Annotated in this window: 22 protein-coding genes; 10 read left to right on the forward strand and 12 right to left on the reverse strand. The window is 71.7% G+C overall.

The genetic code is table 11. The annotated features are described in order from the left end of the window. The first annotated feature begins 16 nt into the window (after window positions 1–16). Window positions 17–928 carry a class I SAM-dependent methyltransferase gene (locus MTDSW087_RS07660; protein WP_144762471.1) on the forward strand — a complete coding sequence of 304 codons (912 nt, stop codon included), beginning with the start codon at window positions 17–19 and terminating at the stop codon, window positions 926–928. After that, window positions 925–1653 (forward strand): pseudouridine synthase, encoded by a 729-nt coding sequence (locus tag MTDSW087_RS07665; protein WP_144762474.1) that lies wholly within the window; start codon window positions 925–927, stop codon window positions 1651–1653. The genes MTDSW087_RS07660 and MTDSW087_RS07665 overlap by 4 nt, the downstream gene beginning before the upstream one ends. 113 nt (window positions 1654–1766) lie before the next feature. Here the strand turns inward: MTDSW087_RS07665 and MTDSW087_RS07670 are convergent, their stop codons facing one another. After that, window positions 1767–2201 carry a DUF1631 domain-containing protein gene (locus MTDSW087_RS07670; RefSeq protein WP_144762479.1) on the reverse strand — a complete coding sequence of 145 codons (435 nt, stop codon included), beginning with the start codon at window positions 2199–2201 and terminating at the stop codon, window positions 1767–1769. 409 nt (window positions 2202–2610) lie between these two features. On the opposite strand from MTDSW087_RS07670, the gene MTDSW087_RS07675 reads away from it, so the two are divergent. Next, complete coding sequence (locus MTDSW087_RS07675; RefSeq protein WP_144762482.1) at window positions 2611–3672, forward strand: 30S ribosomal protein S2; 1062 nt, start codon at window positions 2611–2613, stop codon at window positions 3670–3672. Between the two features lie 125 nt (window positions 3673–3797). Further along, a complete protein-coding gene (gene tsf / locus MTDSW087_RS07680; RefSeq protein WP_144762485.1) occupies window positions 3798–4724 on the forward strand; it encodes a translation elongation factor Ts in 927 nt (308 codons plus the stop codon). A 75-nt stretch (window positions 4725–4799) separates the two neighbouring features. Here tsf and MTDSW087_RS07685 read toward each other — a convergent pair whose 3' ends face one another. Further along, entirely contained in the window at window positions 4800–5981 is a 1182-nt protein-coding gene (locus MTDSW087_RS07685; RefSeq protein ID WP_144762488.1) for an SMP-30/gluconolactonase/LRE family protein, read from the reverse strand. A 41-nt stretch (window positions 5982–6022) separates the two neighbouring features. After that, window positions 6023–6961: an SMP-30/gluconolactonase/LRE family protein gene (locus tag MTDSW087_RS07690; protein ID WP_144762491.1), complete on the reverse strand. Its 939-nt coding sequence runs from the start codon at window positions 6959–6961 to the stop codon at window positions 6023–6025. Between the two features lie 267 nt (window positions 6962–7228). On the opposite strand from MTDSW087_RS07690, the gene MTDSW087_RS07695 reads away from it, so the two are divergent. Further along, on the forward strand, window positions 7229–7906 hold the full coding sequence (locus MTDSW087_RS07695) for a nucleotide-binding protein (RefSeq protein WP_238179513.1): 678 nt from the start codon (window positions 7229–7231) through the stop codon (window positions 7904–7906). Between the two features lie 6 nt (window positions 7907–7912). On the opposite strand, the gene MTDSW087_RS07700 is transcribed toward MTDSW087_RS07695, so the two are convergent. After that, window positions 7913–9307 (reverse strand): M20/M25/M40 family metallo-hydrolase, encoded by a 1395-nt coding sequence (locus MTDSW087_RS07700; protein ID WP_144762549.1) that lies wholly within the window; start codon window positions 9305–9307, stop codon window positions 7913–7915. A 213-nt stretch (window positions 9308–9520) separates the two neighbouring features. Here MTDSW087_RS07700 and MTDSW087_RS07705 point away from each other — a divergent pair, with 213 nt between their 5' ends. Genes MTDSW087_RS07705 through MTDSW087_RS07715 form a run of 3 tightly spaced genes read left to right on the forward strand, consistent with a single transcriptional unit; the run spans window position 9521 to window position 13327 of the window. Beyond that, window positions 9521–10045, forward strand: coding sequence for a (2Fe-2S)-binding protein (locus MTDSW087_RS07705; RefSeq protein ID WP_144762552.1), 525 nt, complete (start codon window positions 9521–9523; stop codon window positions 10043–10045). Further along, the gene (locus MTDSW087_RS07710; protein ID WP_144762555.1) at window positions 10042–11064 is read left to right on the forward strand and encodes an FAD binding domain-containing protein; all 1023 of its coding nucleotides are present in this window, start codon (window positions 10042–10044) and stop codon (window positions 11062–11064) included. Before MTDSW087_RS07705 ends, MTDSW087_RS07710 begins: the two co-directional genes overlap by 4 nt. Before the next feature lie 7 nt (window positions 11065–11071). Then, window positions 11072–13327, forward strand: coding sequence for a xanthine dehydrogenase family protein molybdopterin-binding subunit (locus tag MTDSW087_RS07715; protein ID WP_144762558.1), 2256 nt, complete (start codon window positions 11072–11074; stop codon window positions 13325–13327). 261 nt (window positions 13328–13588) lie between these two features. Here the strand turns inward: MTDSW087_RS07715 and MTDSW087_RS07720 are convergent, their stop codons facing one another. Together MTDSW087_RS07720 and MTDSW087_RS07725 are read right to left on the reverse strand one after the other, a co-directional pair. Continuing rightward, entirely contained in the window at window positions 13589–14500 is a 912-nt protein-coding gene (locus MTDSW087_RS07720) for an AprI/Inh family metalloprotease inhibitor (RefSeq protein ID WP_144762560.1), read from the reverse strand. Beyond that, the gene (locus tag MTDSW087_RS07725; protein ID WP_144762563.1) at window positions 14497–15468 is read right to left on the reverse strand and encodes a 2-hydroxyacid dehydrogenase; all 972 of its coding nucleotides are present in this window, start codon (window positions 15466–15468) and stop codon (window positions 14497–14499) included. Before MTDSW087_RS07725 ends, MTDSW087_RS07720 begins: the two co-directional genes overlap by 4 nt. A 228-nt stretch (window positions 15469–15696) precedes the next feature. Between MTDSW087_RS07725 and leuC the strand changes: the two genes are divergently transcribed. Beyond that, window positions 15697–17109, forward strand: coding sequence for a 3-isopropylmalate dehydratase large subunit (leuC, locus tag MTDSW087_RS07730; protein WP_144762566.1), 1413 nt, complete (start codon window positions 15697–15699; stop codon window positions 17107–17109). Window positions 17110–17291: 182 nt separating this feature from the next. On the opposite strand, the gene MTDSW087_RS07735 is transcribed toward leuC, so the two are convergent. Both MTDSW087_RS07735 and MTDSW087_RS07740 read right to left on the reverse strand, forming a co-directional pair. Beyond that, complete coding sequence (locus MTDSW087_RS07735) at window positions 17292–18863, reverse strand: DHA2 family efflux MFS transporter permease subunit (protein WP_144762569.1); 1572 nt, start codon at window positions 18861–18863, stop codon at window positions 17292–17294. A gap of 44 nt (window positions 18864–18907) precedes the next feature. Continuing rightward, window positions 18908–20128, reverse strand: a complete 1221-nt coding sequence (locus MTDSW087_RS07740; protein ID WP_144762572.1) for an HlyD family secretion protein — start codon at window positions 20126–20128, stop codon at window positions 18908–18910. Between the two features lie 135 nt (window positions 20129–20263). Between MTDSW087_RS07740 and MTDSW087_RS07745 the strand changes: the two genes are divergently transcribed. Further along, on the forward strand, window positions 20264–20899 hold the full coding sequence (locus MTDSW087_RS07745) for a TetR/AcrR family transcriptional regulator (RefSeq protein WP_144762575.1): 636 nt from the start codon (window positions 20264–20266) through the stop codon (window positions 20897–20899). Window positions 20900–20905: 6 nt separating this feature from the next. Here the strand turns inward: MTDSW087_RS07745 and MTDSW087_RS07750 are convergent, their stop codons facing one another. From MTDSW087_RS07750 to frr, 4 genes are all read right to left on the reverse strand, one after another. Beyond that, complete coding sequence (locus MTDSW087_RS07750; protein WP_144762578.1) at window positions 20906–22528, reverse strand: ABC-F family ATP-binding cassette domain-containing protein; 1623 nt, start codon at window positions 22526–22528, stop codon at window positions 20906–20908. Between the two features lie 240 nt (window positions 22529–22768). Then, window positions 22769–23947: a 1-deoxy-D-xylulose-5-phosphate reductoisomerase gene (dxr, locus tag MTDSW087_RS07760; protein WP_144762584.1), complete on the reverse strand. Its 1179-nt coding sequence runs from the start codon at window positions 23945–23947 to the stop codon at window positions 22769–22771. A gap of 13 nt (window positions 23948–23960) precedes the next feature. Continuing rightward, the gene (locus tag MTDSW087_RS07765) at window positions 23961–24812 is read right to left on the reverse strand and encodes a phosphatidate cytidylyltransferase (RefSeq protein WP_144762586.1); all 852 of its coding nucleotides are present in this window, start codon (window positions 24810–24812) and stop codon (window positions 23961–23963) included. Between the two features lie 30 nt (window positions 24813–24842). After that, window positions 24843–25406: a ribosome recycling factor gene (frr, locus tag MTDSW087_RS07770; RefSeq protein ID WP_144762589.1), complete on the reverse strand. Its 564-nt coding sequence runs from the start codon at window positions 25404–25406 to the stop codon at window positions 24843–24845. Between the last annotated feature and the right edge of the window lie 59 nt (window positions 25407–25465).

Genomic DNA, 25465 nt, shown 5'->3' on the forward strand with positions numbered 1-25465 from the left:
CCCTCCTCCGCTTCCCATGCCCGCCAACGCCATCCTCTACGGCCTGCCCCCGGCCGAACTCGCCGACGTGCCGGCCGCCGCCGTCCAGGTCTCGCCCCTGATCCCGGGCTCCGCGCGCCTGGAGGACGCGGTGCCGGAGAGCCTCGACGCGGCGATCCTGCTCGCGCCGCCCGGCACGCTCGAGCGGCGCTACGCGCTCGCCCTCGCCCTCCAGGCCCTGCGCCCGGGCGGCCGCCTCGTCGCGCTGGCGCCGAAGGACCGCGGCGGCAGCCGCCTCGCCAAGGAACTCGCCGGCTTCGGCTGCGCGCCGGCCGACGAGGCGCGGCGCCACCACCGCATCTGCACCGCGACCCGGCCGGAGGGCCTCGCCGGAATCGCCGCGGCGCTCGCCGAGGGCGCCCCGCGCCACGTCGACAACCTCGCCCTGTGCACGCAGCCCGGTATCTTCGCCTGGGACCGGCTCGATCCGGGCAGCGCGCTGCTGCTCTCGGTGCTGCCGCGCCTCGCCGGGCGCGGCGCCGATCTCGGCTGCGGCCTCGGCATCCTGGCCCGCGCCGTGCTGGCCTCGCCTTCGGTGACCGGCCTCACCCTGATCGACATCGACCGGCGCGCCGTGGAGATGGCCCGGCGCAACGTCGCCGATGCCCGCGCCAGCATCGTCTGGGCCGATCTCCGCGCGCCGCAGACGGACCTCGCCCGGCTCGACTTCGTGGTGATGAACCCGCCCTTCCACGACGGCGGCGCCGAGGACCGGGCGCTCGGCCAGGGCTTCGTGGCCCGCGCCGCGGACGCCCTGCGCCCGGGCGGCACGCTCTGGCTCACGGCGAACGCTCACCTGCCCTATGAGCGCGTGCTCGCCGAGCTGTTCTCGGCGGTGACGCCGCGGGCGGCTGAGGGCGGCTACAAGGTCTACGAGGCGCGGCGATGAAGGCGACGCGCCTCGACAAGCTGCTCGCCAATCTCGGCTACGGCTCGCGCCGCGAGATCCAGGCGCTGGCCCGCGCCGGCGCGATCCGCCTCGACGGGGACGAGATCGATGATGCCGGCGCGCGCATCCCGCTCGCGCCCGACCTGCCCGGACGGCTGAGCGTGGACGGCGAGGCCCTCGATCCGCTGCCGGGCCTCTGCCTGATGCTGCACAAGCCGCTCGGCGTCACCTGCTCGCACAAGGAGGCTGGCCCGCTCGTCTATAGCCTGTCCCCCGGGCGCGGGCGCCGCCGCGACCCGCCGCTCTCGACGGTCGGCCGCCTCGACAAGGAGACCTCCGGCCTTCTCCTCGTCACCGACGACGGCGCGCTGCTGCACCGGATCATCGCCCCCAAGGCGAACGTCGCCAAGCGCTATCAGGTCACCCTCGACCGGCCGCTCAAGGGCGATGAGGGCGACATCCTGGCCTCCGGGACGCTGATGCTGGAGGGCGAGGACCGTCCGCTCCTGCCGGTCGCCTTCGAGGGGCACGACGCGACGCATTGCGCCGTGACGCTCACGGAAGGGCGCTACCATCAGGTCCGGCGCATGTTCGCAGGCATGGGCAACCACGTCGCGGCGCTCCACCGCGACCGGGTCGGCGGCCTCGACCTGCCGGCCGACCTCGAGCCCGGCGGCTACCGCATCCTGGATGCGGCTGCGATCGCGGTGCTGTTCGCGGGCTGATCCGATCGCCGCTTGATACCCAAGCGGCGATCGGCTCGGCGAGCCCGCGCGGCGCCCGAGCGAAGTCCAGATCCGCCATCCCGAAGGGATTGGTCGGATTTGGCATGAAGCCTCTACCAGCTCAGGCCGAGGACCGATTTCGCCGCGCTCGCCTCGGCGCGCCGGAGCGCGTCGATCAGATCCGACATGGCTTCGGTGGCGAGGCGCCGCTGCGTCTCGATATCGGCCCAGGGCGCGCGGTCGATCGAGGCGGCGAGGAGGTCCGAGGCCGCGCGGGCCGATTCAAGCGCCCGCGCGATCGCCGGGTGCGGATCGACCCAGTCGAGCAGGCAGTCGCTCATCGCCGCCGAGGCCTCGCGCAGCCAGTCGGTCGAGCCCGTCCCGGCGCGCAGGATCGCGTCGAGCCAGGGCTCCAGCAGGAAGGCGAGCCAGGGATGCAGGCCCGCCAGAGCCGGGTTCCCGCCGCCCTCGGGAACGATCCAGTCGGTCGTCTCGACCGTGCGGACGACCGGATCGCGCGACCAGTCGTTCTTCCGGGCTGCAACCATGGCGCTCCCTCCTCGGCTTCAGCAAGGGCTTCCGGCAGGCAAAGGAGATCGCAGGTAGGAGCCGGCCGCGCGATCACAAATATTAATAACAGCCGGCAATTGAAACTGATTTCCGGTAACAAAATTTCTGCTTTGTGGGTGGATGAAAATCGCTGCTGCGAACGAATCCTGAATTATTCTGATGCGCAACCTGATCGCGCAGGGGCGAGACGCGCGCCGGCAATGGCTTTGTCTGCGCCGCACGTCCGGGAGGCCGGGTGCGGCCGGTTGCGTCGGACGGCCCGCTCTGCTATGGCGCCGCCCATTCCACACGCGGGGCTGGCCTCATGACTGAATGAGGCGTTTCCGGTGGCTGGCCGAACGGGCCGGTCGCTTCCTCCGCGGCGGTACAACCGGAGAGATACGAATCATGGCCGTCGATTTCAGCATGCGTCAGCTCCTCGAGGCTGGCGCCCATTTCGGTCACCAGTCGCACCGCTGGAACCCGAAGATGCAGCCCTACATCTTCGGTACCCGCAACAACATCCACATCATCGACCTGGCCCAGACCGTGCCGGCGATGCACCACGCCCTGCAGGCGGTGAGCGACACGGTGGCCCGCGGCGGCCGCGTGCTGTTCGTCGGCACCAAGCGCCAGGCGGCGGACGCCATCGCCGAGGCGGCCAAGCGCTCGGCCCAGTACTACGTCAACTCCCGCTGGCTCGGCGGCATGCTGACCAACTGGAAGACCATCTCGGGCTCGATCTCCCGCCTGCGCAAGGTCACGGAGACGCTGGAGACCGGCGCCCAGGGCCTGACCAAGAAGGAGCGCCTGATGCTGTCCCGCGAGAAGGACAAGCTCGAGAAGGCGCTCGGCGGCATCAAGGACATGGGCGGCGTGCCCGACCTCCTGTTCGTGATCGACACCAACAAGGAGCAGCTGGCGATCAAGGAGGCGAACCGCCTCGGCATCCCGGTCGCCGCCATCGTCGACACCAACTGCAACCCTGACGGCATCGCCCACATCGTGCCCGCCAACGACGACGCCGGCCGCGCCATCGCGCTGTACTGCGACCTCGTCGCCCGCGCCGCGATCGACGGCATCTCCCGCGCCCAGGGCTCGTCGGGCGTCGACCTCGGCGCCTCCGAGGAGCCGATGGCCGAGGAACTGCCGGCCAACGACGACCTGGCCGTCTCCTCCGACGCCCTCGACCCGGCGGACGTCGCCATGCTCGCCGAGTCGACCGAGCATTTCGAGCTGCTCGCCGCCCCGCGCGGCGCGCCGGACGACCTGACCAAGCTCAACGGCGCCGGCCCGCAGATCGTGCAGAAGCTCAACGACGCCGGCATCTACCATTACTGGCAGATCGCCGCGATGACCGCCGACGACGTCGCCAAGGTCGATGCCGACCTGAAGCTCAACGGCCGCATCGCCCGCGACGGCTGGGTCGACCAGGCCCGCGGCTTCGTCGAGGCCGCCGCCGCCGCCTGATCGGCACGCGAGCCGCGGCGATGTCGCCGCGTCGTCGCCGCACAGTCTGAAGAAACACGCCGGGCCCGGCGCTCCCGCAGAGCGTCGGGCCCCTCTTATCTGAGACCCCTCTGAAAGGACCGGCCATGGCCAACATCACCGCCGCGATGGTGAAGGAGCTCCGCGAGAAGACCGGCGCGGGCATGATGGATTGCAAGGGCGCGCTGAACGAGACCCAGGGCGACCTCGAGGCCGCCGTCGACTGGCTGCGCAAGAAGGGCCTCGCCAAGGCCGCCAAGAAGGCCGGCCGCGTCGCCGCCGAGGGCCTGGTCGCCGTCGAGTCCGCCGGCCGTCACGCCGCGATCGTCGAGGTGAACTCCGAGACCGACTTCGTCGCCCGCAACGACGCCTTCCAGGCCTTCGCGCGCGAGGCGGCCAAGATCGCCCTCAACACCGACGGCACCCTCGAGGGCCTGCAGGCCGCGCACTTCCCGGGCGCCACCGAGACGGTCGGCGACAAGCTGCAGAGCCTCATCGCCACCATCGGCGAGAACATGACCCTGCGCCGCGTCGCCAAGCTCGAAGTGGGCAAGGGCGTGATCGCCTCCTACGTGCACAACCAGATCTCGGACGGCCTCGGCAAGATCGGCGTGCTCATCGCGCTCGAGTCCGAGGGCGACGTGGACGCGCTCTCGGCGCTCGGCCGCCAGATCGCCATGCACGTGGCCGCGACGAACCCGGTGGCGCTGGATGCCTCGGGCGTCGATGCCGCCACGGTCGAGCGCGAGTCGAACATCCTGCGCGAGAAGAACGCCGGCAAGCCGGACCACGTGCTCGCCAAGATCATCGAGAGCGGCCTGAAGAGCTACTACAAGGAGGTCACCCTCCTGGATCAGCCCTTCGTGCATGACGGCTCGAAGACCGTCACCCAGGTGCTGAAGGAGGCCGCCGGCAAGGTCGGCGCGCCGGTCACCCTCACGGCCTTCGTGCGCTACGCCCTCGGCGAGGGCATCGAGAAGGAAGAGGGCCCGGACTTCGCGACCGAGGTCGCCCAGCAGGCCGGCCGCGCCTGATCCGTCTTCGGACAGGTCACGCGACGTGAAAGATGAGCCCCGGCCGCAAGGCCGGGGCTTTTCTCGTCTCTGGCCTCAGCGCCCGTCCACCGGGTCCGCGTCGATGCGCATCCGCAGGATCGCGTAGGGCGGCTGCTGCAGGTCCCGGCCGCCGTTGAATTCCGGCCGCCGGTTCACCTGCGCCGCCGAGATGTAGAGCCAGCGGTCGGGCGTGATCCAGAAGGTGTCGGCCCAGACCAGGCGCGGGTCGGCGGCGACCACGCTGATGCGCCCGTCCGGATCGCGCCGGCCGACCGCGTTGTGCTCCTGCAGGCTGAGATAGATCCGGTCCTGCGAATCGGTGGTGAGGCCGCCGGTCATGCCCTTCTCGCCGAGGTCCCGCACGGTGGCGGCCACCTCCGCGTCGCTCGCTTTCGGATCGAGGAGGCCGGCCGTCTCCACCGCGTAGAGCCGCCGGCCCATCAGCGGCGCGTAGTAGAGCCGCGCGCCGTCCGGGCTCAGCGCGATACCGTTGGCGCCGCCCTTCGGGTGTTGGGGCGGCCCGTCGCCCTTGGTCTGCATCACCGGGCGGTCCTCGACGAACTTGACGATGCCCTTCTGCGACTTGGTGCTGGCATGGCCGTCGAGGCGGCGCATCACCAGGCCGCTCCGCAGGTCGACGGCGAGGATCGCGCCCTCCTCGCCCTGGCCCTGGTCGGTGATGTAGGCGACCGGTCGGCCGTCGCGGCTGCCGACGCGCAGGTCGTTCAGCGAGGAGGTCGGGGTGATGCCGGAATCGAGCGGCACCACCCGCAGGACGCGGTTCTGCCCGAGATCGATCTGGACCAGCTTCGCCCCGCCCGGCACCGGCGCGCCCTTGCCCTCGGGCAGGCCGGCATCGAGGAGCCAGAGGGTGTCGTCGCGGTCGAACACGCCGTTCGGCACGTGGAACAGGCTGGCCTGGGGCCGGCCCGGATCCGGCCGGTTCGCCTGCGCGTCCGGATAGGGCTTCACGGAGCCGTCCGGCATCACCTCGCCGACCGTGATCGGCACGTCGGCGGTGAAGCGGGGCATCATCACGAAGACGCGGCCGCTGCGGGAGATGGCGAGCCCCGTCGGCGTCGAGGGGGCGGCGGCGGCAAGCGCCAGTTCGAGGCCGCCCACCGGTCGGCTCTCGCTCGCCCCCGAACTCGCCCCCGAACCCGCCTCAGAGGCGGCGAGGGTGGGGCTGCCTGCCAGAAGGAGTGCGCCGGTCAGGAGAGTGCGTCGGTCGGTCATGGCTCGCTCGGATTCGGCTCGCTCGGATTCAGCACGGCCCATCAGGCGCGCAGGGGAATCGCGTGGATCGCGTGGGAGGCGGCGATGAAGAGGCGCCCCGGCGCGAGGGCCAGGTTGCCCGCCACATTCGGCGTGGCGATGCGCCCGAGCCGGGTGCCGTCCGGGGCGTAGATCCGCACGCCGTCGATGCAGGCGGCGAAGACGCGGCCTCCGGCATCGACCTTGAGCCCGTCCGGCACGCCGTCCTCGATCTCGGCGAAGAGGCGCGGCCGGCCGAGCCGCCCCTCCTCCACGGGGAAGGCGTGGATCGCCCGGCCGCCCTCGGGGTTCAGGGAGGCGCCGGCCTCGCTGACATAGAGGATGCGCCCGTCCGGCGAGAAGGCGAGCCCGTTCGGCTGGTCGAGGGCGTCCGTCATCGCCTCGACGCGGCCGGGCTCGGGGATGCGGTAGACGCGGCGCGCCGCCTGCTCGGGCACGGCCTGGATGCCCTCCTCCGGCTCGGTGATGCCGAAGACCGGATCGGTGAACCAGATCGCCCCGTCCGGCCCGGCGACCGCGTCGTTCGGGGAATTCAGCCGCTTGCCCGCGAAACCGTCGGCCAGCACCGTCAGGGCGCCGTCGGCCTCCCGCCGCACCACGCGCCGGGTGCGGTGCTCGCAGGTGACGAGGCGCCCCTGCGCGTCGAGGGTGTTGCCGTTGGCGTTGTCCGAGGGCGCGCGGAAGGTCCGGACGCCGTCCTCCCCGAGCACGAGGATGCGGTTCGCCTTCACGTCGCTGAAGATCAGGCCGCCGAGCGCGGGCGCCCAGCACGGCCCCTCGCACCAGCGCCCGTCCGCGTAGAGGGTGGTGAGCCGCGCCTGCGGATCGATGATCGCCTCGAGGCGGGGATCGTCCGCGCGGACCGTCGCGGCGAAGGCGGGCGGGGCGGCGGCGAGGGCGAGCGCGGCTCCGAGGACGGCGCGTCGGTTCGGCTCTGGCATGCGGCTCCTGGCAGAGGGACGGCACAGGGGGAGGGCTCGCCGGGCCAACGCGTGGGGGCGGGCCGCGATCCCGCGCGGGGGGTGCGGGCTCACGCGGGCCGCGGAATCTCGTCCGGCCCCCGTAGCGGCCTGGACCGGCGTGGCTTAAGCAGCGGCCGTCCGGGTTCCTGCGCCCGGATGCGAGACGCAATTCCCAGCGACGGCGCCGATGGTTCCCCGATTCTCCGAAGCCGGGCCGCCCCTGCGGCCCGCGGCCTGAGCGCCGTCATGGCGACGGGCTCGCATCCCGGCCGGCCGCCCGGCCGCATGCGGATCGTCGCGCTGGCGGTCCAGAAGGGCGGCACCGGCAAGACCACGCTCGCCGCCTCCCTGGCCGTAGCGGCGGCCGAGGCCGGCGAGCAGGTCTGCGCCCTCGATCTCGATCCGCAGGGCTCGCTCGCGGGCTGGGCCGCGCTGCGGGGCGGCCCCGATCCCCTGGTCGACCGGATCCAGCCCTGGGAGACGGCGCAGCTGGCCGAGATCCTGGAGCAGCACGCCGCGCAGGGGCGCACCCTCGCGATCCTCGACACGGCGGGCACGGCGGCGGCCGGCCTCGGCCTCGCGCTCAAGCTCGCCGACCTCGTGCTGATCCCGATCCGGCCCTCGCGGCTCGACCTGATGGCGGCGCAGCCGACCATCCACGCCATGGTCCGCCAGGGCCTGCGCGAGCGCGTCGCCCTGGTGCTGAACCAGTGCCCGCCCGCGCCCTCGCCGCGCACCGGCCTCTACGCCCAGCAATTGCGTGCGCTGGGCGTGCTCGCCGAGCCGGCCCTGGTCCAGCGCGTCGACCACCAGGACGCCCTGGCCCTCGGCTTCGGCGTCACCGAGCAGGCCCCGGGCGCACCCGCGGCGGAGGAGGTGCGGGCGCTCTGGGCCTGGGTGGCGCGGCGGATCGGCCGGGGCTGAGGGCTTTCAGCCCCGGCCGGCCTCGCCGAAGGCGGCGAGGATCCGCGCCCAGGAGCGCGTGCCCTTGTGGAAGCTGCGCAGGTCGTACTTCTCGTTCGGCGAGTGGATGCGGTCGTCGTCGAGGCCGAAGCCGATCAGCAGCGTGTTGCGGTCGAGGATGCGCTTGAAGTCGCCGACGATCGGGATCGAGCCGCCCGCGCCCACCGTCACGGCCTCCGCGCCCCATTCCTCGGCGAGCGCCCGCTTGGCGAGCGCCAGCTCCGGCATGTCGAAGGGCAGGCTCACCGCGCGCGAGCCCTTGTAGGTGATCACCTCGACGGAGCAGTCGGCGGGCACGCGCGCCCGCACGAAGGCCTCGAAGGAGCGGGCCAGCGCCTGCGGGTCCTGATCGTCCACGAGGCGGAACGAGACCTTGGCCGAGGCCGTGCTCGCGATCACCGTCTTGGTGCCCTCGCCGGTATAGCCGCCGATGATGCCGTTGACGTCGCAGGCGGGCCGCGACTGGATCAGCTCGATCGGCATGCGCCCGCGTTCGCCGGCCGGCTCCTTGAGGCCGATCGGCCCGAGGAACTTCTCCGGGGTGAGGCCGAGGCCGCGCCACTGTTCCAGAACCTCCGGCGGGCGCTCGTGCACGCCGTCGTAGAAGCCCGGGATCGTCACGCGCCCGTCCGCGTCGTGCAGGTCGGCGACGATCTTGGACAGGACGTGGATCGGGTTGCGCGCCGCGCCGCCGAAGAAGCCCGAATGCAGATCGCGGTCGGCGCAGGTGACCTTGACCTCGAAATAGCACAGGCCGCGCAGCGAGGTGGTGATGGCAGGCGTCCTGGCGTCCCACATCGAGGTGTCGCAGACGAGGACCACGTCGCAGCCGAGCTTGTCCTTGTTCTCGGCGACCCATTCGGGGAGCCCTTGCGAGCCGTTCTCTTCGGCGCCCTCGACCAGGATGGTGACGCCGCAGGGCAGCTCCCCGCTCATGGCGATGTGGGCGCGGCAGGCCTCGACGAAGGTCATCACCTGGCCCTTGTCGTCGGAGGCGCCGCGCCCGACGATGCGCTTCTGCCCGTCCGGCCCCTCCGCGATGCGCGGCTCGAAGGGCTTCGTCTCCCACAAGTCCAGCGGGTCCACCGGCTGCACGTCGTAATGGCCGTAGAACAGCACGTGCGGCGTGCCGGGCTTCGGCCTGTGCGCCAGCACCACCGGGTAGAGGCTCGTCTCGTGGATGCCGGTCTCGAAGCCGAGCGCCGTGAGGTCCCTGGCGAGCCAGCCGGCGGCCTCGCGGCAGGCGCCGGCATAGGCCGGGTCGGTCGAGATCGATTCGATCCTGAGGAACGCGAACAGGCGCTCCAGGGCGCCGTCGAGGTCTCGGTCGATGTCGTTCAGGATCGCGTCGAGCGCGGCCATCGCACAGGTCTCCGGAGAGCGGGGTCTGCTGACAGGGTTAGCCCATGCGCCGGCCGAACGGAACGACCCCGGATCGGGGGCCGAGCCCGATCCGGGAACGGCGGCACCTTGGAACGGTTGTGAGGTGAGACCGGGTGCGCCGCGCTAGCCGCGGGATGGCGCCCCATTCTCGCGGGCCGCGTCGCGGCCCGACCGCATTTCTGGGAAGGTCCCATGCTCATCGAAAGCGGTTCGCCCGTCGCGGCGGACACCCGGATCGGCATCAGCCTGACGATCAACGGCCATCGGCGCGACCTGCAGGTCGCGCCCTGGACCACGCTGCTCGACCTCCTGCGCGAGCATCTCGACCTCACCGGGACCAAGAAGGGCTGCGACCACGGCCAGTGCGGCGCCTGCACGGTGCTGGTGAACGGCACCCGCGTGAATTCCTGCCTGACCCTCGCGGTGATGAAGGACGGGGCCGAGATCACCACCGTCGAGGGGCTGGCCGGCCTCGCGGGCACGGGCAGCAACAGCCTGCACCCGATCCAGGAGGCCTTCATCGAGCACGACGCCTTCCAGTGCGGCTATTGCACGCCGGGCCAGCTCTGCTCCTCGGTCGGCCTGATCAACGAGGGTCACGCCAGGTCCCGCGACGAGATCCGCGAGGCGATGAGCGGCAACATCTGCCGCTGCGGCGCCTACACCAACATCGTCGACGCGATCGAGGACGTGATGAGCCAGGGAGGCGGCCGATGAACCGCTTCGAATACGTGCGAGCCGGCACCGTCGCCGAGGCGGTCCAGGCCTTCGCCGGCGCGGAAGGATCGCGCTTCATCGCGGGCGGCACCAACCTGATCGACCTGATGAAGTACGACGTGGAGCGCCCGGGGCGCCTCGTCGACATCACCCGGCTGCCGCTCGACCGGATCGAGGAGCGTGACGGCGGGCTCCGGCTCGGGGCTCTCGCGACCAATGCCGCGGTCGCCTACGACGCGCGGGTGCAGAGCCGCTACCCGCTTCTGGCGAACGCGATCCTGGCCGGGGCCTCGGCGCAGCTCCGCAACGCCGCCTCGACCGGCGGCAACCTCCTGCAGCGCACGCGCTGCTACTACTTCTACGACACGGCCACGCCCTGCAACAAACGCGAGCCCGGCTCCGGCTGCTCGGCGATCGGCGGCATCGCCCGCATCCACGCGATCTTCGGCACCAGCGCGCACTGCATCGCCACCCACCCCTCCGACATGTGCGTGGCGCTGGCCGCGCTGGAGGCCGTGGTGCAGGTGAGCGGGCCGAAGGGCGAGCGCAGCATCCCCATCGCCGATTTCCACCGCCTGCCGGGCAACACGCCGGAGCAGGACACGAACCTGAAGCCCGGGGAGATCGTGGTGGCGGTGGACCTGCCCGCGCGCGATTTCGGGAGCCACTACACCTACCTGAAGCTGCGCGACCGGCTCTCCTACGCCTTCGCCCTGGTCTCGGTGGCCGCGGGCCTGGAGCTCGACGGCGATCAGGTGAAGACCGCCCGCCTCGCGCTCGGCGGCGTCGCGCACAAGCCCTGGCGCAACCGGAAGGCCGAGGCGCTTCTCCAAGGCAAGCCGGCGAATCGCGAGAGCTTCCAGGCGGCGGCGGACCTCATCGTGGCCGAGGCGAAGACCCAGGGCGGGCCCCAGGGCAACGCCTTCAAGGTGGAGCTGGCGCGGCGCGCCATCGTGCGCGGCCTGGAGCAGGCCGCCGCGGGCACGCCCCAGTCCATCTCCGACAAGCGCATCCAGTGAGGGCCCGATGACCCAGACCTTCTCCTCCACGGGGCGCGACCGTTTCGTCGGCACCCCGCGCAGCCGCGTGGACGGCCCGGCCAAGGTGACGGGCCTCGCGAAATATGCGGGCGAGTTCACCGCGCCCGGCCTGCTCCACGGCAGCGTGGTCTCGAGCGCCATCGCCCGGGGCCGGATCGCCGCCATCGACAGCGCCGCGGCGGAGGCCGTGCCCGGCGTCGCCAAGGTGCTGACCCATGCGAACCGGCCGCGCACCGCCTGGCTCGACTACAATTACCAGGACGCGGTGGCGCCGCCCGGCTCGCCCTTCCGCGCGCTCTACGACGACAAGATCCACTATAGCGGCCAGCCGGTCGCCCTGGTGGTGGCCGAGGATTTCGAGACGGCCCGCTACGCCGCGACCCTGGTGCGGGTGGAGTACGAGGCGGAGACGCCCGAGACCGACCTCGCCGCGGCCGCCGGCAGCGCCTACGACCCGCCGAAGAAGCGCAACGGCATCAAGCCGCCGCCGAAGCCCTGGGGCGACGCGGAGGCGGTGTTCGACACCTCCGCGGTCAAGCTCCGGCACGAATACACGCTCGCCGTCGAGCACCACAACCCGATGGAGCCGCACGCCTCCACCGTCGTCGTGGAGGAGGACGGCAGCTACACGGTCTACGACAAGATCCAGGGCGTCTCGAACAGCCAGGGCTACCTCGCCAGCGTGTTCGGCCTCGCCAAGGACACAGTGCGGGTGATGAACCCGTATCTCGGCGGCGCCTTCGGCTCGGGCCTGCGGCCGCAATACCAGCTCTTCCTGGCGATGCTGGCCGCGCGCGACCTCGGGCGCTCGGTGCGCGTGGTGCTGACCCGCGACCAGATGTGGAGCTTCAGCTTCCGGCCCGAATCGCTCCAGACGGTGGGCCTCGGCGCGGACCGGGACGGCACCCTCCAGGCGCTCAGCCACGACGCCGTGCAGCAGACCTCGCGCTTCGAGGATTACCAGGAGGTCGTCGTCAACTGGTCGGGCGTCCTCTACAAGTGCAGCAACGTCGCCCTGACCTACAGGCTCGCCCAGCTCGACACGCCCACGCCCGCCGACATGCGGGCGCCGGGCGCGGTGACCGGCGTCTTCGCCATCGAGACGGCGATGGACGAGCTCGCCTACGCCACGGGCCTCGACCCGATCCAGCTCCGGCTCAAGAACTACACCGAGGCGGACCAGACCGCCGAGGACAAGCCCTTCGGCTCGAAGGCGCTGAAGGCCTGCTTCGCGGAAGGGGCCGAGCGCTTCGGCTGGGCCGAGCGCAATCCGGAGCCGCGCTCCATGCGCGAGGGCCGGGAACTCGTCGGCTGGGGCGTGGCCACCGGCATCTGGGAATCGATGATGATGCAGTCGGGCGCGCACGCCATCCTCGGCGCGGACGGCCGGCTGGAGGTCGGCAACTCGACGGGCGACCTCGGCACCGGCACCTACACGATCCTCACCCAGATCGCCGCCGACACGCTCGGCCTGCCCATGGAGGACGTGACGACGAAGCTCGGCGACACGCGGCTGCCCGAGGCCCCGGTAGCGGGCGGCTCGTGGACGGCGGCCTCCTCCGGCACGGCCGTGATGAAGGCCTGCCGGGATGTCGCCGAGCAGGCGTTCAAGCTCGCCCGCACGATGGAGGATTCGCCCCTCGCCAACGTCGATTTCGAGCGCGTCGCCTTCGCGAAGGGCCGCATCGAGGTGGCGGGCGACCCGACCCGCGGCGTCGCCCTGGTCGACGTGCTGCGCGCGGCCGGCGTCGACAAGCTCGAGGCCACCGCCGAGGCCGGGCCGGACAAGGACTTCAACGCCAAGTACGAGGCCTATACCCATTCCGCGATCTTCGCCGAGGTGAAGATCGACGAGGAACTGGGGCAGGTGCGCCTCACCCGCATCGTCTCGGCGATCGCGGCCGGCAAGGTGCTGAACCCGAAGACCGCGCGCAGCCAGATCCTCGGCGGCGTGGTCATGGGCATCGGCTCGGCGCTGGAGGAGGAGTCCATGATGGACACCCGGATCGGCCGGTTCATGAACCACAATCTCGGCGAGTACCACGTGCCGGTGAACGCCGACATCCACGACATCGAGGTGATCTTCGTGGAGGAGGAGGACCGGGCCAACCCGCTCGGCGTGAAGGGGCTCGGCGAGATCGGCGTCGTCGGCACCGCGGCGGCCATCGCCAACGCGGTCTTCCACGCCACCGGCAAGCGCATCCGCCACCTGCCGATCACGGTGGACAAGATCATCGGGTGAGGCTGATCGGGGCTTCCGGTTGAACAGAGCGGTCCGCCGCGGATCCCCTCTCCCCGCTTGCGGGGAGAGGGCCGCGTTCCCCCTCACCGCCGCTGCGGCTTCGCCTCCGCTTCCCGCAGGCACGACACGGTGCCCGCGGGCCTCTCCCCGCATCGATCCCGGGCCTGCCCGGGATCGACATCCAGAGACCGAAGTCGGGTAGACCCGACTTCGGGCGGGGAGAGGGGTGGCGCACAACCTTGAGAGCGGCCGGACTCGCTCTCAGGGCTCGACCTTGCGGAGCACGAAGGTGGTGCCGGTCTCGGGGTCGCGGCGCCAGGCGCCGTCGCCGGTCGGGACGAGGCCGACCGTGTGGCCGCGGCGGGCCTTCAGGGTCAGGCGGCCGGCCGCGAAGTTCCAGCTCACGGGGTCGAAGACCTGGATGCCGCCGTCGCGGCAGCCGGGCAGGATGTGCACGCTCGACGGCACGGCGAGGTCGAGGCGGCAGGTGTCGCGGTCGCGATAGCGGTCGAGGGCGTAGAGCCCGGCCTCGGGATTCGAGCCGGCGGGCGAGGCCGCGACCGGCTGCGCCGCGTGGGGCGCGGCCGGGTCGGCGGCTGGCGCCGGGTCGGGCAGGGCGCCGGCCCCGGGCTCGCTCGGACGCATCGCCGCGATGTCGAGGGGTACGAAGCTGTAGACCTCGCCGCTCTCGGCGCGGGCGACGAGGCTGCCGCCGTCCGGCCGGCGCGCGAAGATGAGGAGCGGGCGCAGGTTGCGGTCGACGAGGCGCAGGCCCGCCTCGGTCCAGAGCCAGCCGGCCATTCCCGTCGTCACCGGCAGCGCCCGGCGGCAGCCCGCGGGGAAGGCGAGGCGGCGGCCCGCCTGGCCGCTGTCGAGGGCCAGCGTCATCACGCAGCGGAAGTTGGTCCCGTCGCGGGAGAGGTCCCAGGTCCCGGGCACGCCCGTGAACCGGTCGGGCAGGCGGCCGGCCGCCGGGATCGGCGCCTCCGGCGCGGCGCCCGGGGCCGCGGGCTCCGGCAAGGTTCCCGGCAAGGTTCCTGGCATGGCGCCCGGCATCGCACCCGGCAGGGTGGGGGGCATCTCCGGCGGGCGGCTCGGGATGGCTTCCTGCGCGGCCGCCGGAAAACCGGAGATCAGGGCGGTGGTCGAGGCGGCGAGGAGGATCCGTCTCATGCCCCCGCCCACGGCGTCTCGGCCACCGGGGTGAGGGGCCCGCGCCCGGCGAACCACGAGACGAGGTTCCCGACCACGAGCCGGGCCATCTCCGCGCGGGTGTGGTGGGAGGCCGAGCCGACATGCGGCAGCAGCACGGTGTTGTCGAGGACGGCGAGCGCCTCCGGCACGTGCGGCTCGTTGGCGAAGACGTCGAGCCCCGCCGCCTGGATCGTGCCGGCCGCGAGCGCCGCGGCGAGCGCCGCCTCGTCCACGAGGCTGCCGCGGGCGACGTTGACGAGCACGCCCTCGGGCCCGAGCGCAGCAAGCACCTCCGCCCCGATCAGCTTCTCCGTGCCCGCGCCCCCCGGCGCCACCACGATCAGCACGTCCGAGGCCTCGGCCAGGCCGAGCAGCGTCGCGTGGTAGGCATAAGGTGCGTCCACCTGCGGCCGGCGCCCGTGATAGGCGATGGCGACGCCGAAGCCTTCGAGGCGCTGCGCGATGGCCCGGCCGATCCGGCCGAGGCCGAGGATGCCGACCCGGCGCCCGCGCAAGGAACCGGTGAGCGGAAAGGGCGCCTTCGGCCAATGGCCGGCCCTGAGATAGCGGTCGGCCTGCGGGATCCGGCGGAGCGTGGCGAGCAGCAGCCCGAGGGCGAGGTCGGCGACCTCGTCGGTGAGCACGTCCGGCGTGTTGGTGACGACGATGCCGCGGCTCGCGGCGGCGCGGGCATCGACCGTGTCGTAGCCGACGCCGAAATTCGCGACGATCTCGAGCTTCGGCAGCCGGTCCATCAGGGCGCCGTCGACGGGCGTCTGCGCGCCCACCGCGAGGCCGCGGATGCGGGGCGCCACCTCGGCGAGCAGCGCCTCCGGATCGGGGGCCGTGTCGAGCCGGTGCAGGCGGAAGTCGCGGGCGAGCGCCTCCATCACGGCATTGTGCATCGGCCGGATCAGCAGGATCTCGGCAGGGCTCTCGGACGTCACGCGGGGTGCCTCCCTGGGGCGCCGTTCGGCGGCACGGCTCCCCGATGCTGTGTCGCCTGCGTTCCCCCGATGCAAGCGGAGCGTGCACGGCCCGCGATACAGGCCGGGCTGCCATCTCGCTGCGGCAGACGCTGCCCACTTCCGAAATCGGCCGGAGATCCCTACTAAGAACGGTTCGAACGCCCGGGCCTCCGCGCCCTCCGGCAGAGTCACCAGCGAACCCGAATCATGGCACCCGCGCGCACGCTCTACGACAAGATCTGGGACGACCACGTCGTCGATGTTCAGCCGGACGGCACCAGCCTCCTCTACATCGACCGCCACCTCGTGCACGAGGTGACGAGCCCCCAGGCCTTCGAGGGCCTCCGCGTGGCCGGCCGCAAGGTGCGCCACCCCGAGAAGACGCTGGCGGTGGTCGACCACAACGTCCAGACCACGGACCGCAGCAAGGGCATCGACGATCCCGAGAGCCGCACGCAGCTCGAGGCGCTCGCCGAGAACGTGCGCGACTTCGGCATCGAGTTCTACGACGCCCTCGACCGGCGCCAGGGCATCGTCCACATCATCGGGCCGGAGCAGGGCTTCACCCTGCCGGGCCAGACCATCGTCTGCGGCGATTCCCACACCTCGACGCACGGCGCCTTCGGGGCGCTCGCCCACGGCATCGGCACCTCGGAGGTCGAGCACGTGCTCGCCACCCAGACGCTGGTGCAGAAGAAGGCGAAGAACATGCGCGTCACCGTGGACGGCACCCTGCCGCCCGGCGTGACCGCCAAGGACATCATCCTCGCCATCATCGGCGAGATCGGCACCGCGGGCGGCACCGGCCACGTCATCGAGTATGCCGGCGAGGCGATCCGCGCCCTCTCGATGGAGGGGCGGATGACGATCTGCAACATGTCGATCGAGGGCGGCGCCCGCGCCGGCATGGTCGCGCCCGACGAGACCACCTACGCCTACGTCCGGGGCCGGCCGAAGGCGCCCCAGGGCGCGGCCTTCGACAAGGCCCGCGCCTATTGGGAGAGCCTCGTCACCGATGCGGGCGCGCATTTCGACCGCGAGGTGCGGCTCGACGCGGCGAACCTCCCCCCGCTGGTGAGCTGGGGCACGAGCCCCGAGGACGTGATCTCGATCCAGGGCCGCGTGCCGGATCCGGCCGCGATCGCAGACGAGAACAAGCGCCAGTCCAAGGAGAAGGCGCTCGCCTATATGGGCCTGACGCCGGGCACCCGGATCACCGACATCGCCCTCGACCGGGTCTTCATCGGCTCCTGCACCAACGGGCGCATCGAGGACCTGCGCGAGGTCGCCCGCGTCGTCGGCGACCGCAAGGTCCACCAGAGCGTCTCGGCGATGATCGTGCCGGGCTCCGGCCTAGTGAAGGCGCAGGCCGAGGCCGAGGGACTCGACAAGATCCTGATCGCCGCGGGCTTCGACTGGCGCGAGCCGGGCTGCTCCATGTGCCTCGGCATGAACCCGGACCGGCTGAGCCCGGGCGAGCGCTGCGCCTCGACCTCGAACCGCAACTTCGAGGGCCGCCAGGGCGCGCGCGGACGCACCCACCTCGTCTCCCCGGCCATGGCCGCGGCGGCGGCGGTGGCCGGCCACTTCGTCGACATCCGCGAGTGGCCGCAGGGCTGACCTAATCGGCCCTCCCCCGTTAGGCGGGGGAGGATGCCTGTGCCGAGCGCTTGATGCTTGGACTCACGACATCGTGGCCAAGCGCGACGCGCCCCCTCTCCCGTGCGGGAGAGGGGGCGCGTCGCTCCGGAAACGTGTGAATGATCGAGCCCGCTCCGCTTCCCGGAGCGGGCTTTCGCATCTCAATGCCCCGCCCCGGCGGGCGCCCCGCCCTGGGGCCGGCGGATCAGCGGCGTGGCGCAGGCCATGGCCAGGAACAGCCCGGTGAGGATGAGGAACACGTCCTCGAAGCTCATCACCAGGCCCTGCACCCGCACCGTGTTGGTCATGGCCTTCAGCGCCATGCCGGCCGCGTCGCCGCCGAGCACCTCGAACTGGCGGCGCATCGCGTCGAGGCGCTCCAGCGCGGCGCTGTTCGACCAGGTGAAGCGCTCGTGCAGCCGGGCGAGGTGGAGGTCCCAGCGGTCGTTCAGCAGCGTGTTGATCAGCGCGAGGCCGACCGCACCGCCGAGATTGCGCGTCAGGTTGTAGAGGCCCGACGCATTCTTCATCCGCTCCGGCGGCAGGGTGCCGAGCGCGATGTTGTTGATCGGGATCATGCACAGCATCAGCGAGCAGCCGCGCAGGACCTGCGGCCAGAGCAGCTCCCAGAAGTCCCAGTCCTTGGTCAGCCCCGTCACGATCCAGGTGCCGGCGGCGAAGCCCGCGAAGCCGATCGCCATCAGCACGCGCGGGTCGGCCTTGGCGAGGAAGCGCCCGGCGATCGGGGCGGTGACGAACATGCAGAGCCCTGAGACGAACATCGTCTCGCCGATCTGGAGCGCCGAGTAGCCGCGCACCCGCGCGAGATAGACCGGGTAGAGGTAGGTCAGGCCGTAGAGGCCGATGCCGAGCACGAAGCTGAAGACGCAGCCCGCCGCGAAGTTGCGGTTCGAGAAGGCGCGCAGGTCCACGATCGGCTGGCGCGCCGTGAAGGCGCGCCAGAAGAACAGCAGCGCCGACACGCCGCAGACGATGGCGCAGGCGAAGACCGCCTCGTCCTGCAGCCAATCGTGGTTCGGGCCCTCCTCGAGCACGTATTCGAGGCAGCCGAGGAAGCCCGCCATGAAGACGAGCCCGGCCCAGTCGAAGCCCTTCAGGAGGTCGAGGTTCGGCCGGTCGAAATCGACCAGGATCCAGGTCGAGACCGTGACGAAGATGCCCGGCACGATGTTGATGAGGAACAGCCAGTGCCAGGAGAACAGGTCGGTGAGGTAGCCGCCGACCGTCGGGCCGATGGTCGGGGCGAGCGTCGCCACGAGGCCGATCATCGGCGAGACGATGGAGCGCTTCGAGGGCGGGAAGATCGTGAAGGCCGAGGCGAACACGGTCGGGATCATGCCGCCGCCGATGAACCCCTGCGCCGCCCGCCAGACGATCATCTCGCCGATCGACGAGGAGGTGGCGCACATCAGGCTCATCAGGGTGAAGCCGCCGGCCGAGATGGCGAACATCCAGCGCGTCGAGAGCACCCGCGAGAGCGTGCCCGAGAGCGGGATCGAGATCACCTCGGCGATGAGGTAGCTCGTCTGCACCCAGGGGATCTCGTCGCCCGAGGCCGAGAGGCCGGCCTGGATCTCGTTGAGCGAGGCCGAGACGATCTGGATGTCCAGGATCGCCATGAACATCCCGAAGACCATGCACAGGAAGGCCACCATGCGGCGGCGGTCCAGGGGCGGCTCGGCGGGGGCTGCGAGGGTTGCGCTGGCGGCCATGGGGCGCCTCGGGGATGGGATGAACGATGCGGTTCGGCCGGCTCTCAGTGCTGCGCGGCGAGCTTCTGGACGGGGGCCTCGGTGCCCTCGCGGGTATCGACCTTCACGACCACCGACAGGCCGGGGCGGAGCAGGCCCTCGCGGGCGACATCCTCGGGGACGTGGACGCGCACGGGCAGGCGCTGCACGATCTTGGTGAAGTTGCCGGTGGCGTTGTCGGGCGGCAGCAGGCTGAAGACCGAGCCCGAGGCCGGCGAGAGCGATTCCACCGTGCCGACGATGTCGCGGTCCGGATAGGCGTCCACATGGATGTGGACCTCCTGGCCGGGGCGCATGCGGGCGAGCTGCGTCTCCTTGAAGTTCGCATCGATCCGCACGCTCTGGAGCGGAACCAGGGCCGCGATCCGCGAGCCGGGCGAGACGTAGGCGCCGGCCTCCACCGCCTTGTTGCCGACGACGCCGTCGAAGGGCGCGCGGACCACCGTGAAGTCGAGGTCGCGCCGCGCCCGGTCGGCGGCGGTGCGCAGCTCCGCGGCGAGGTTCTCGGCCTCGCGCTTCTGGGCCTCCAGGACCGCGACATTGGCCTTGGCGGCGAGAAGCGCGGCCTCGGCCGACTTCACCGAGGCCTCGGTTCGGTCGCGGTCGGCCTTGGCCTGGTCGATGCGGGATTTGGCGACGTAGTCCGCCTGCATCTGCGTGGCGCGGGCATAGTCGGCCGCCGCGCGCACGGCGTCGGCCCGGACCGCGTCCACCTGCGCCACGGCCTGGGCGACCTGCGCCTGCGCGGCCTCGGCCTGCCGGCCGATGCGGCTGATCGTGCTCACCTGCGTGGCGAGCTTGTCCTCGGCGGCCTTGAGGGCGAGGCGGTAATCGCCGTCGTCGAGCTTGGCGATCACCGCGCCCTTCTTCACGGCCTGCCCGTTCACCACCGGCACGGCGTCGAGATAGCCCGAGACCTTGGCGGCCAGCACCGAGATGTCGGCCTGCACGTAGGCGTCGTCGGTGCTCACGAAGAAGCGCCCGACATTCCACCATTGCCAGCCGGCATAGCCGCCCCCGCCGGCGAGGCCGCCGAGCAGCAGCAGCAGGATGGCGCGGCGCAGCGGGCGGCGGCGTTTCGGGGCCGGAACGACGGGGGGCGGAGCCGGCTCGACCGCGGCGGGCAGGCGCGAAGCGGCCGGGCCCTCGGCGCGCGCATCCTCGCGCGGGTCCTCGACGGTCTCGACCGCGCCGTCCGTGCGTCCGGCATCCTCGCGAAGCGACATGGATCTCGTCCCTGGATCTCTTCCCTGCCACGATTGACCGAACCGTTCGGTCAACAGGTGGGTCGTGTTGACGGCCCTGGGGTCGAAGCGGTACATAGCATTGACCGAACGGTTCGGTCAATCAGGGTGATCGAGATGTCAGGGACGGCAGCGCCGGAGCGCGGGCAAGCGGGGGAGGGCGACAAGCGCCGCCAGATCCTGGAGGGCGCGCGCCAGGTCTTCATGGCCTCAGGCTTCGACGGGGCCAGCATGGGCGAGATCGCCAAGGCGGCCGGCGTCTCGAAGGGCACGCTCTACGTCTATTTCGACAGCAAGGAGGCCCTGTTCGAGGCGCTCACCATCGAAGCGAAGAGCGGGCTCGCCGAGGCCCTGTTCAGCCTCGACGAGGCCGATCCCGACGTGCCGGCGGTGTTGACGCGCCTCGGTCTCAGCTACCTCATCATGATGTCGCGGCCCGAGCACGTCTCGATCATCCGCATGGTGATCGGCGCCTGCGAGAAGTTCCCGCGCTTCGGGCAGGCCTTCTACGAGGCCGGCCCCGCCTGCGGCACCGGCCGGCTCAAGGCCTATCTCGACGCGCAGGTGGCGGCCGGGCGGTTGCGCGCCGCCGATACGGAGCTCGCCGCCCGCCACTTCCTGCATCTCTGCCAGGCGGGCATGCTGACCCGCCTGCTGTTCAACGCGGGCGAGGCGCCCGGCGAGGCCGAGATCCGGCACCGCGTCACCGAGGCGGTGCGGGTGTTCTTCGCCGGCTACGGGCCGGCGGCCTGAAGAGCTTCAGCTCCGCAGGCCCGGCGCCTCCTGGCCGGTGCGGGCGACGTATTCCGTGTAGCCGCCGCCATAGGCGTGGACGCCGTCGGGCGTCAGCTCCAGGGTGCGGTTCGAGAGCGCGGCCAGGAAGTGGCGATCGTGGCTCACGAACAGCATGGTGCCCTCGAAGCCGGAGAGCGCCGTGATCAGCATCTCCTTGGTCGCCATGTCGAGGTGGTTGGTCGGCTCGTCGAGCACGAGGAAGTTCGGCGGATCGTAGAGCATCCGGGCCATCACGAGGCGGGCCTTCTCGCCGCCCGAGAGCACGCGGCAGCGCTTCTCCACGTCGTCGCCCGAGAAGCCGAAGCAGCCGGCGAGCGCCCGCAGCGAACCCTGGCCGGCCTGCGGGAAGGTCTCCTCCAGCATCTCGAAGATGGTCTGGTCGCCGTCGAGCAGGTCCATGGCGTGCTGGGCGAAGTAGCCGAGCTTCACGTTGGCGCCGACCGCGACGCTGCCGGAATCGGGCTCGGCCGAGCCGGTGACGAGCTTGAGGAGCGTCGACTTGCCGGCACCGTTGATGCCCATCACGCACCAGCGCTCCTTGCGGCGCACCGCGAAGTCGAGGCCCTCGTAGATGGTCCGGCTGCCGTAGCGCTTGTGCACGCCCTTCAGCGTCGCGACCTCCTCGCCGGAGCGGGGCGCGGGCTGGAACTCGAAGGCGACCGACTGGCGGCGGCGCGGCGGCTCCACGCGCTCGATCTTGTCGAGCTTCTTCACCCGGCTCTGCACCTGGGCAGCGTGGGAGGCGCGCGCCTTGAAGCGCTCGATGAAGGCGATCTCCTTGGCGAGCATGGCCTGCTGGCGCTCGAACTGCGCCTGCTGCTGCGCCGCGTTCTGCGCGCGCTGCTGCTCGTAGAAGGCGTAGTCGCCGGAGAAGGTGGTGAGCTGGCCGGCATCGATCTCGACGATCTTCGAGACGATGCGGTTCATGAACTCGCGGTCGTGCGAGGTCATCAGGAGGGCGCCGTCATAGCCCTTGAGGAAGCTCTCGAGCCAGATCAGGCTCTCGATGTCGAGGTGGTTGCTCGGCTCGTCGAGCAGCATCACGTCGGGGCGCATCAGCAGGATGCGGGCCAGCGCCACGCGCATCTTCCAGCCGCCGGAGAGGCGGCCGACATCGCCGTCCATCATCTCCTGGCTGAAGCCCAGACCAGCCAGCACCTCGTAGGCGCGGGCCTCCAGGCCGTAGCCGCCGAGTTCCTCGAAGCGGCCCTGCACGTCGCCGTAGCGCTCGACCAGGGCCTCCATCTCGTCCATCCGGTCGGGATCGGCGAGCGCCAGCTCCAGTTCCTTCAGCTCGGCCGCGACCGCGCTGACGGGGCCCGCCCCGTCCATCACCTCGGCCACCACGCTGCGGCCGGACATCTCGCCGACATCCTGGCTGAAATAGCCGATGGTGATGCCGCGATCCTGCGCGACCTGACCCTCGTCGGGCTGCTCCTCGCCGGTGATCATCCGGAACAGGGTGGTCTTGCCGGCCCCGTTCGGCCCGACGAGCCCGGCCTTCTCGCCCCGCTGGAGCGCGGCCGAGGCCTCGATGAAGACGAGCTGCCGTCCGTTCTGCTTGGTGATCTTGTCGAGGCGGATCATGGGGGTTCCGGTTGGTCGTTCCGGTCATGCGCATCCCCTCTCCCCGCGAGCGGGGAGAGGGCTTTGCCGACCTCGTCGTCGGCAAAGCGAGCCGGTAGGCGAAGGTGAGGGGGCGGTTCCGACAGAGCCGTGCCCGGAGCCGCCCCCTCACCGCCGCTTCGGCCGACGCCTTCGCTTCCTGCCTGCACGACGAGGTGCAGGCAGGCCTCTCCCCGCATGCGGGGAGAGGGGGAGCGCGCGTCAGCCCGCGGCGCGCAGGCGCGGGAGGGCCGCCTCGGACCAGGCCCGCACCTCCGCGTCGATGGCGAGCGCCTCGTCGACGTCCGCCGGCGCGGTGCGGTGGATCCCTGCGAAATGCGTGCAGGCGCTCTCCACGAGGTCGGCGATGCCGTAGAAGGCGATCTCGCCGCGGATGAAGGCCGCCACCGCGATCTCGTTGGCCGCATTCATCACCGTCGGCGCCGCGCCGCCGTCCTTCAGCGCCGCGCGGGCGATCCGCAGGCAGGGGAAGCGCGCCTCGTCGGCCGGCTCGAAGGTGAGGCTGCCGGCGGCCGCGAGGTCGAGGGACCGGCCGCGGGCGATGGTGAGGCGCTCGCCGAGCCCGAGGCAATGGGCGATCGGCACGCGCATGTCGGGCATGGCGAGGCCGGCGGTGACCGCGCCGTCGAGCCAGTAGACGAGCCCGTGCACGATCGATTGCGGGTGCACGATCACGTCGAGCCGCTCCGGCTCCAGGCCGAACAGGTGGTGCGCCTCGATCAGCTCCAGCCCCTTGTTCATCAGGGAGGCCGAATCGATGTTGATCTTCATGCCCATCGACCAGGTCGGGTGGGCGGCGGCCTCCGTCGCCGAAGCCGCGGCGATGCGCTCGCGCGTCCAGGTGCGGAACGGGCCGCCCGAGGCCGTGATCGTCATCTTGGCGACATCCGAGACCGGGCCATGCCCGAGCGCCTGGGCCAGCGCGTTGTGCTCGGAATCGACGGGCAGGAGCCTGGCGTTGTAGCGCGCGGCGTCGCGCATGAAGGCGTCGCCCGCGCAGACCAGGCTCTCCTTGTTGGCGAGCGCCACGGTGCGGCCGAGGCGGAGTGCCGCATGCGTCGGCTTGAGGCCCGCCGCACCGCTCACCGCCGCCACGACGATGTCGGCCTCCCGCGCCACCGCCTCCAGGACGGCCGCTTCGCCGGCTCCGTTCGGGATGCCGGAGCCGCTGAGCGCCTCGGCCAGCGCCGGGCCGGCGGATTCGTCGGCGAGCGCCGCGAATTCGGCGCCCATCTCGCGGGCGAGCTTGGCCAAGCCTTGCGCATCGCGCCCACCCACCAGCGCGCCCACCCGGAAGCGGCCCGCATGCTGGGTGAGGAGGTCGGTGGTCGAGCGGCCGATCGAGCCGGTCGCGCCGAGGACGGTGACGGTGAGGGTCACGGGCAAAACTCCTTCAGGCGGCGAGCCTCTGCGCGACCAGATACAGGCCGGCGAGCAGGGCCACCGCGAAAAATCCGTCGAGGCGGTCCATCACGCCGCCATGGCCGGGAATCGACCGGCCGGAATCCTTGACGCCGTAATGCCGCTTCAGGGCGGATTCGAGGAGGTCGCCCGCCTGGCTGAGCACGGAGGCGGCGGCGCTGACGAGGGCCACTAGGGCGAGGCTCGTCTCCGCGAGCGGGCTCCACCCCTGCGCACGGGCGAGCGCCACGAGCGCCGTGCCGGCCAGCACCGCCCCGGCGAGGCCGCCGAGGGCTCCGGACCAGGTCTTCTTCGGCGAGACCGCGGGCATCAGCTTCGGGCCGCCGAAGGTGCGGCCGGTGAAGTAGGCGACGATGTCCGTCGACCAGACCACGGCGAACATCCAGGCGGGGCCGAGGATGCCGATCTCCGGTGCGTCGCGCAAAGCCGGGGGCACCAGGGCGATGACCGCCCCGCCAAGGAGCGCCCCGAGCGCGCGCAGGCGGCCGGGACCGGTCCGCGCGACGGCGAGGCAGAGGAGGCTGCCGAGGGCGAGGATCCCCGCGCCCCAGGCGAAGGGCAGCGCCTGTTCCAGGCAGACGACGAGGGCCGCCAGGGTGAGCGCGACGATCCCGATGAGGACGTGCCGGGGCTCCGTGCGGCTCATGCCGATCCACTCGCCCGCGCCGACGATCGCCGCCGCGAGCCAGATCGCCGCGAAGGGCCAGCCGCCGAGGGCGAGGCCCGCGACCACGAGGGCGGCGAGCACGATCCCCGAGAGGACGCGCAGGGAGAATTCCCGCCCGCCGAAGGCCTTGCGCGGCGGTGCCGCCTCTCCTGCCATCGCCCAGCGCCCCCGACGCGCCTGTCCGCGTCAGACCTGCATGATCTCCTTCTCCTTGGTGGAGAGCACGCCGTCGATCTCGGCGATGAACTGGTCGGTGGCCTTCTGCACGTCGCCAGCCTGGCGCTTCTCGTCGTCCTCGGAGATGGCGCTGTCCTTCAGGAGCTTCTTGAGGTGGTCGAGCCCGTCGCGGCGCACGTGCCGCACGGCGACGCGCGACTCCTCCGCGTATTTGTGGGCGACCTTGACCATCTCCTTGCGGCGCTGCTCGTTCATCTCGGGGATGCGCAGCCGGATGGTCTGGCCTTCCGTCTGCGGGTTGAGGCCGAGATCGGATTCGCGGATCGCCTTCTCGACGGCCGTGACCATGCTGCGGTCCCAGACCGAGATCGAGAGCAGGCGCGGCTCCGGCACGCTCACGGTGGCGACCTGGGCCATCGGCATCATCGCGCCGTAGGCGTCGACCTGGATCGGGTCGACGAGGCTCGGGCTGGCGCGGCCGGTGCGCAGCGACCCCAGATCCTTGGAGAGCGAGGCCACCGCGCCCTGCATGCGGCGCTTGATGTCGTTGAGGTCGAAGTCCGGTGTGGCCATCTCGTCAAATCCCGACGCGTTCGCTGGCATTCAGGCCCGCGCCCCGAGGGCCCGGGCGG

Source organism: Methylobacterium dankookense, from assembly GCF_902141855.1.
Lineage (GTDB): Bacteria > Pseudomonadota > Alphaproteobacteria > Rhizobiales > Beijerinckiaceae > Methylobacterium > Methylobacterium dankookense.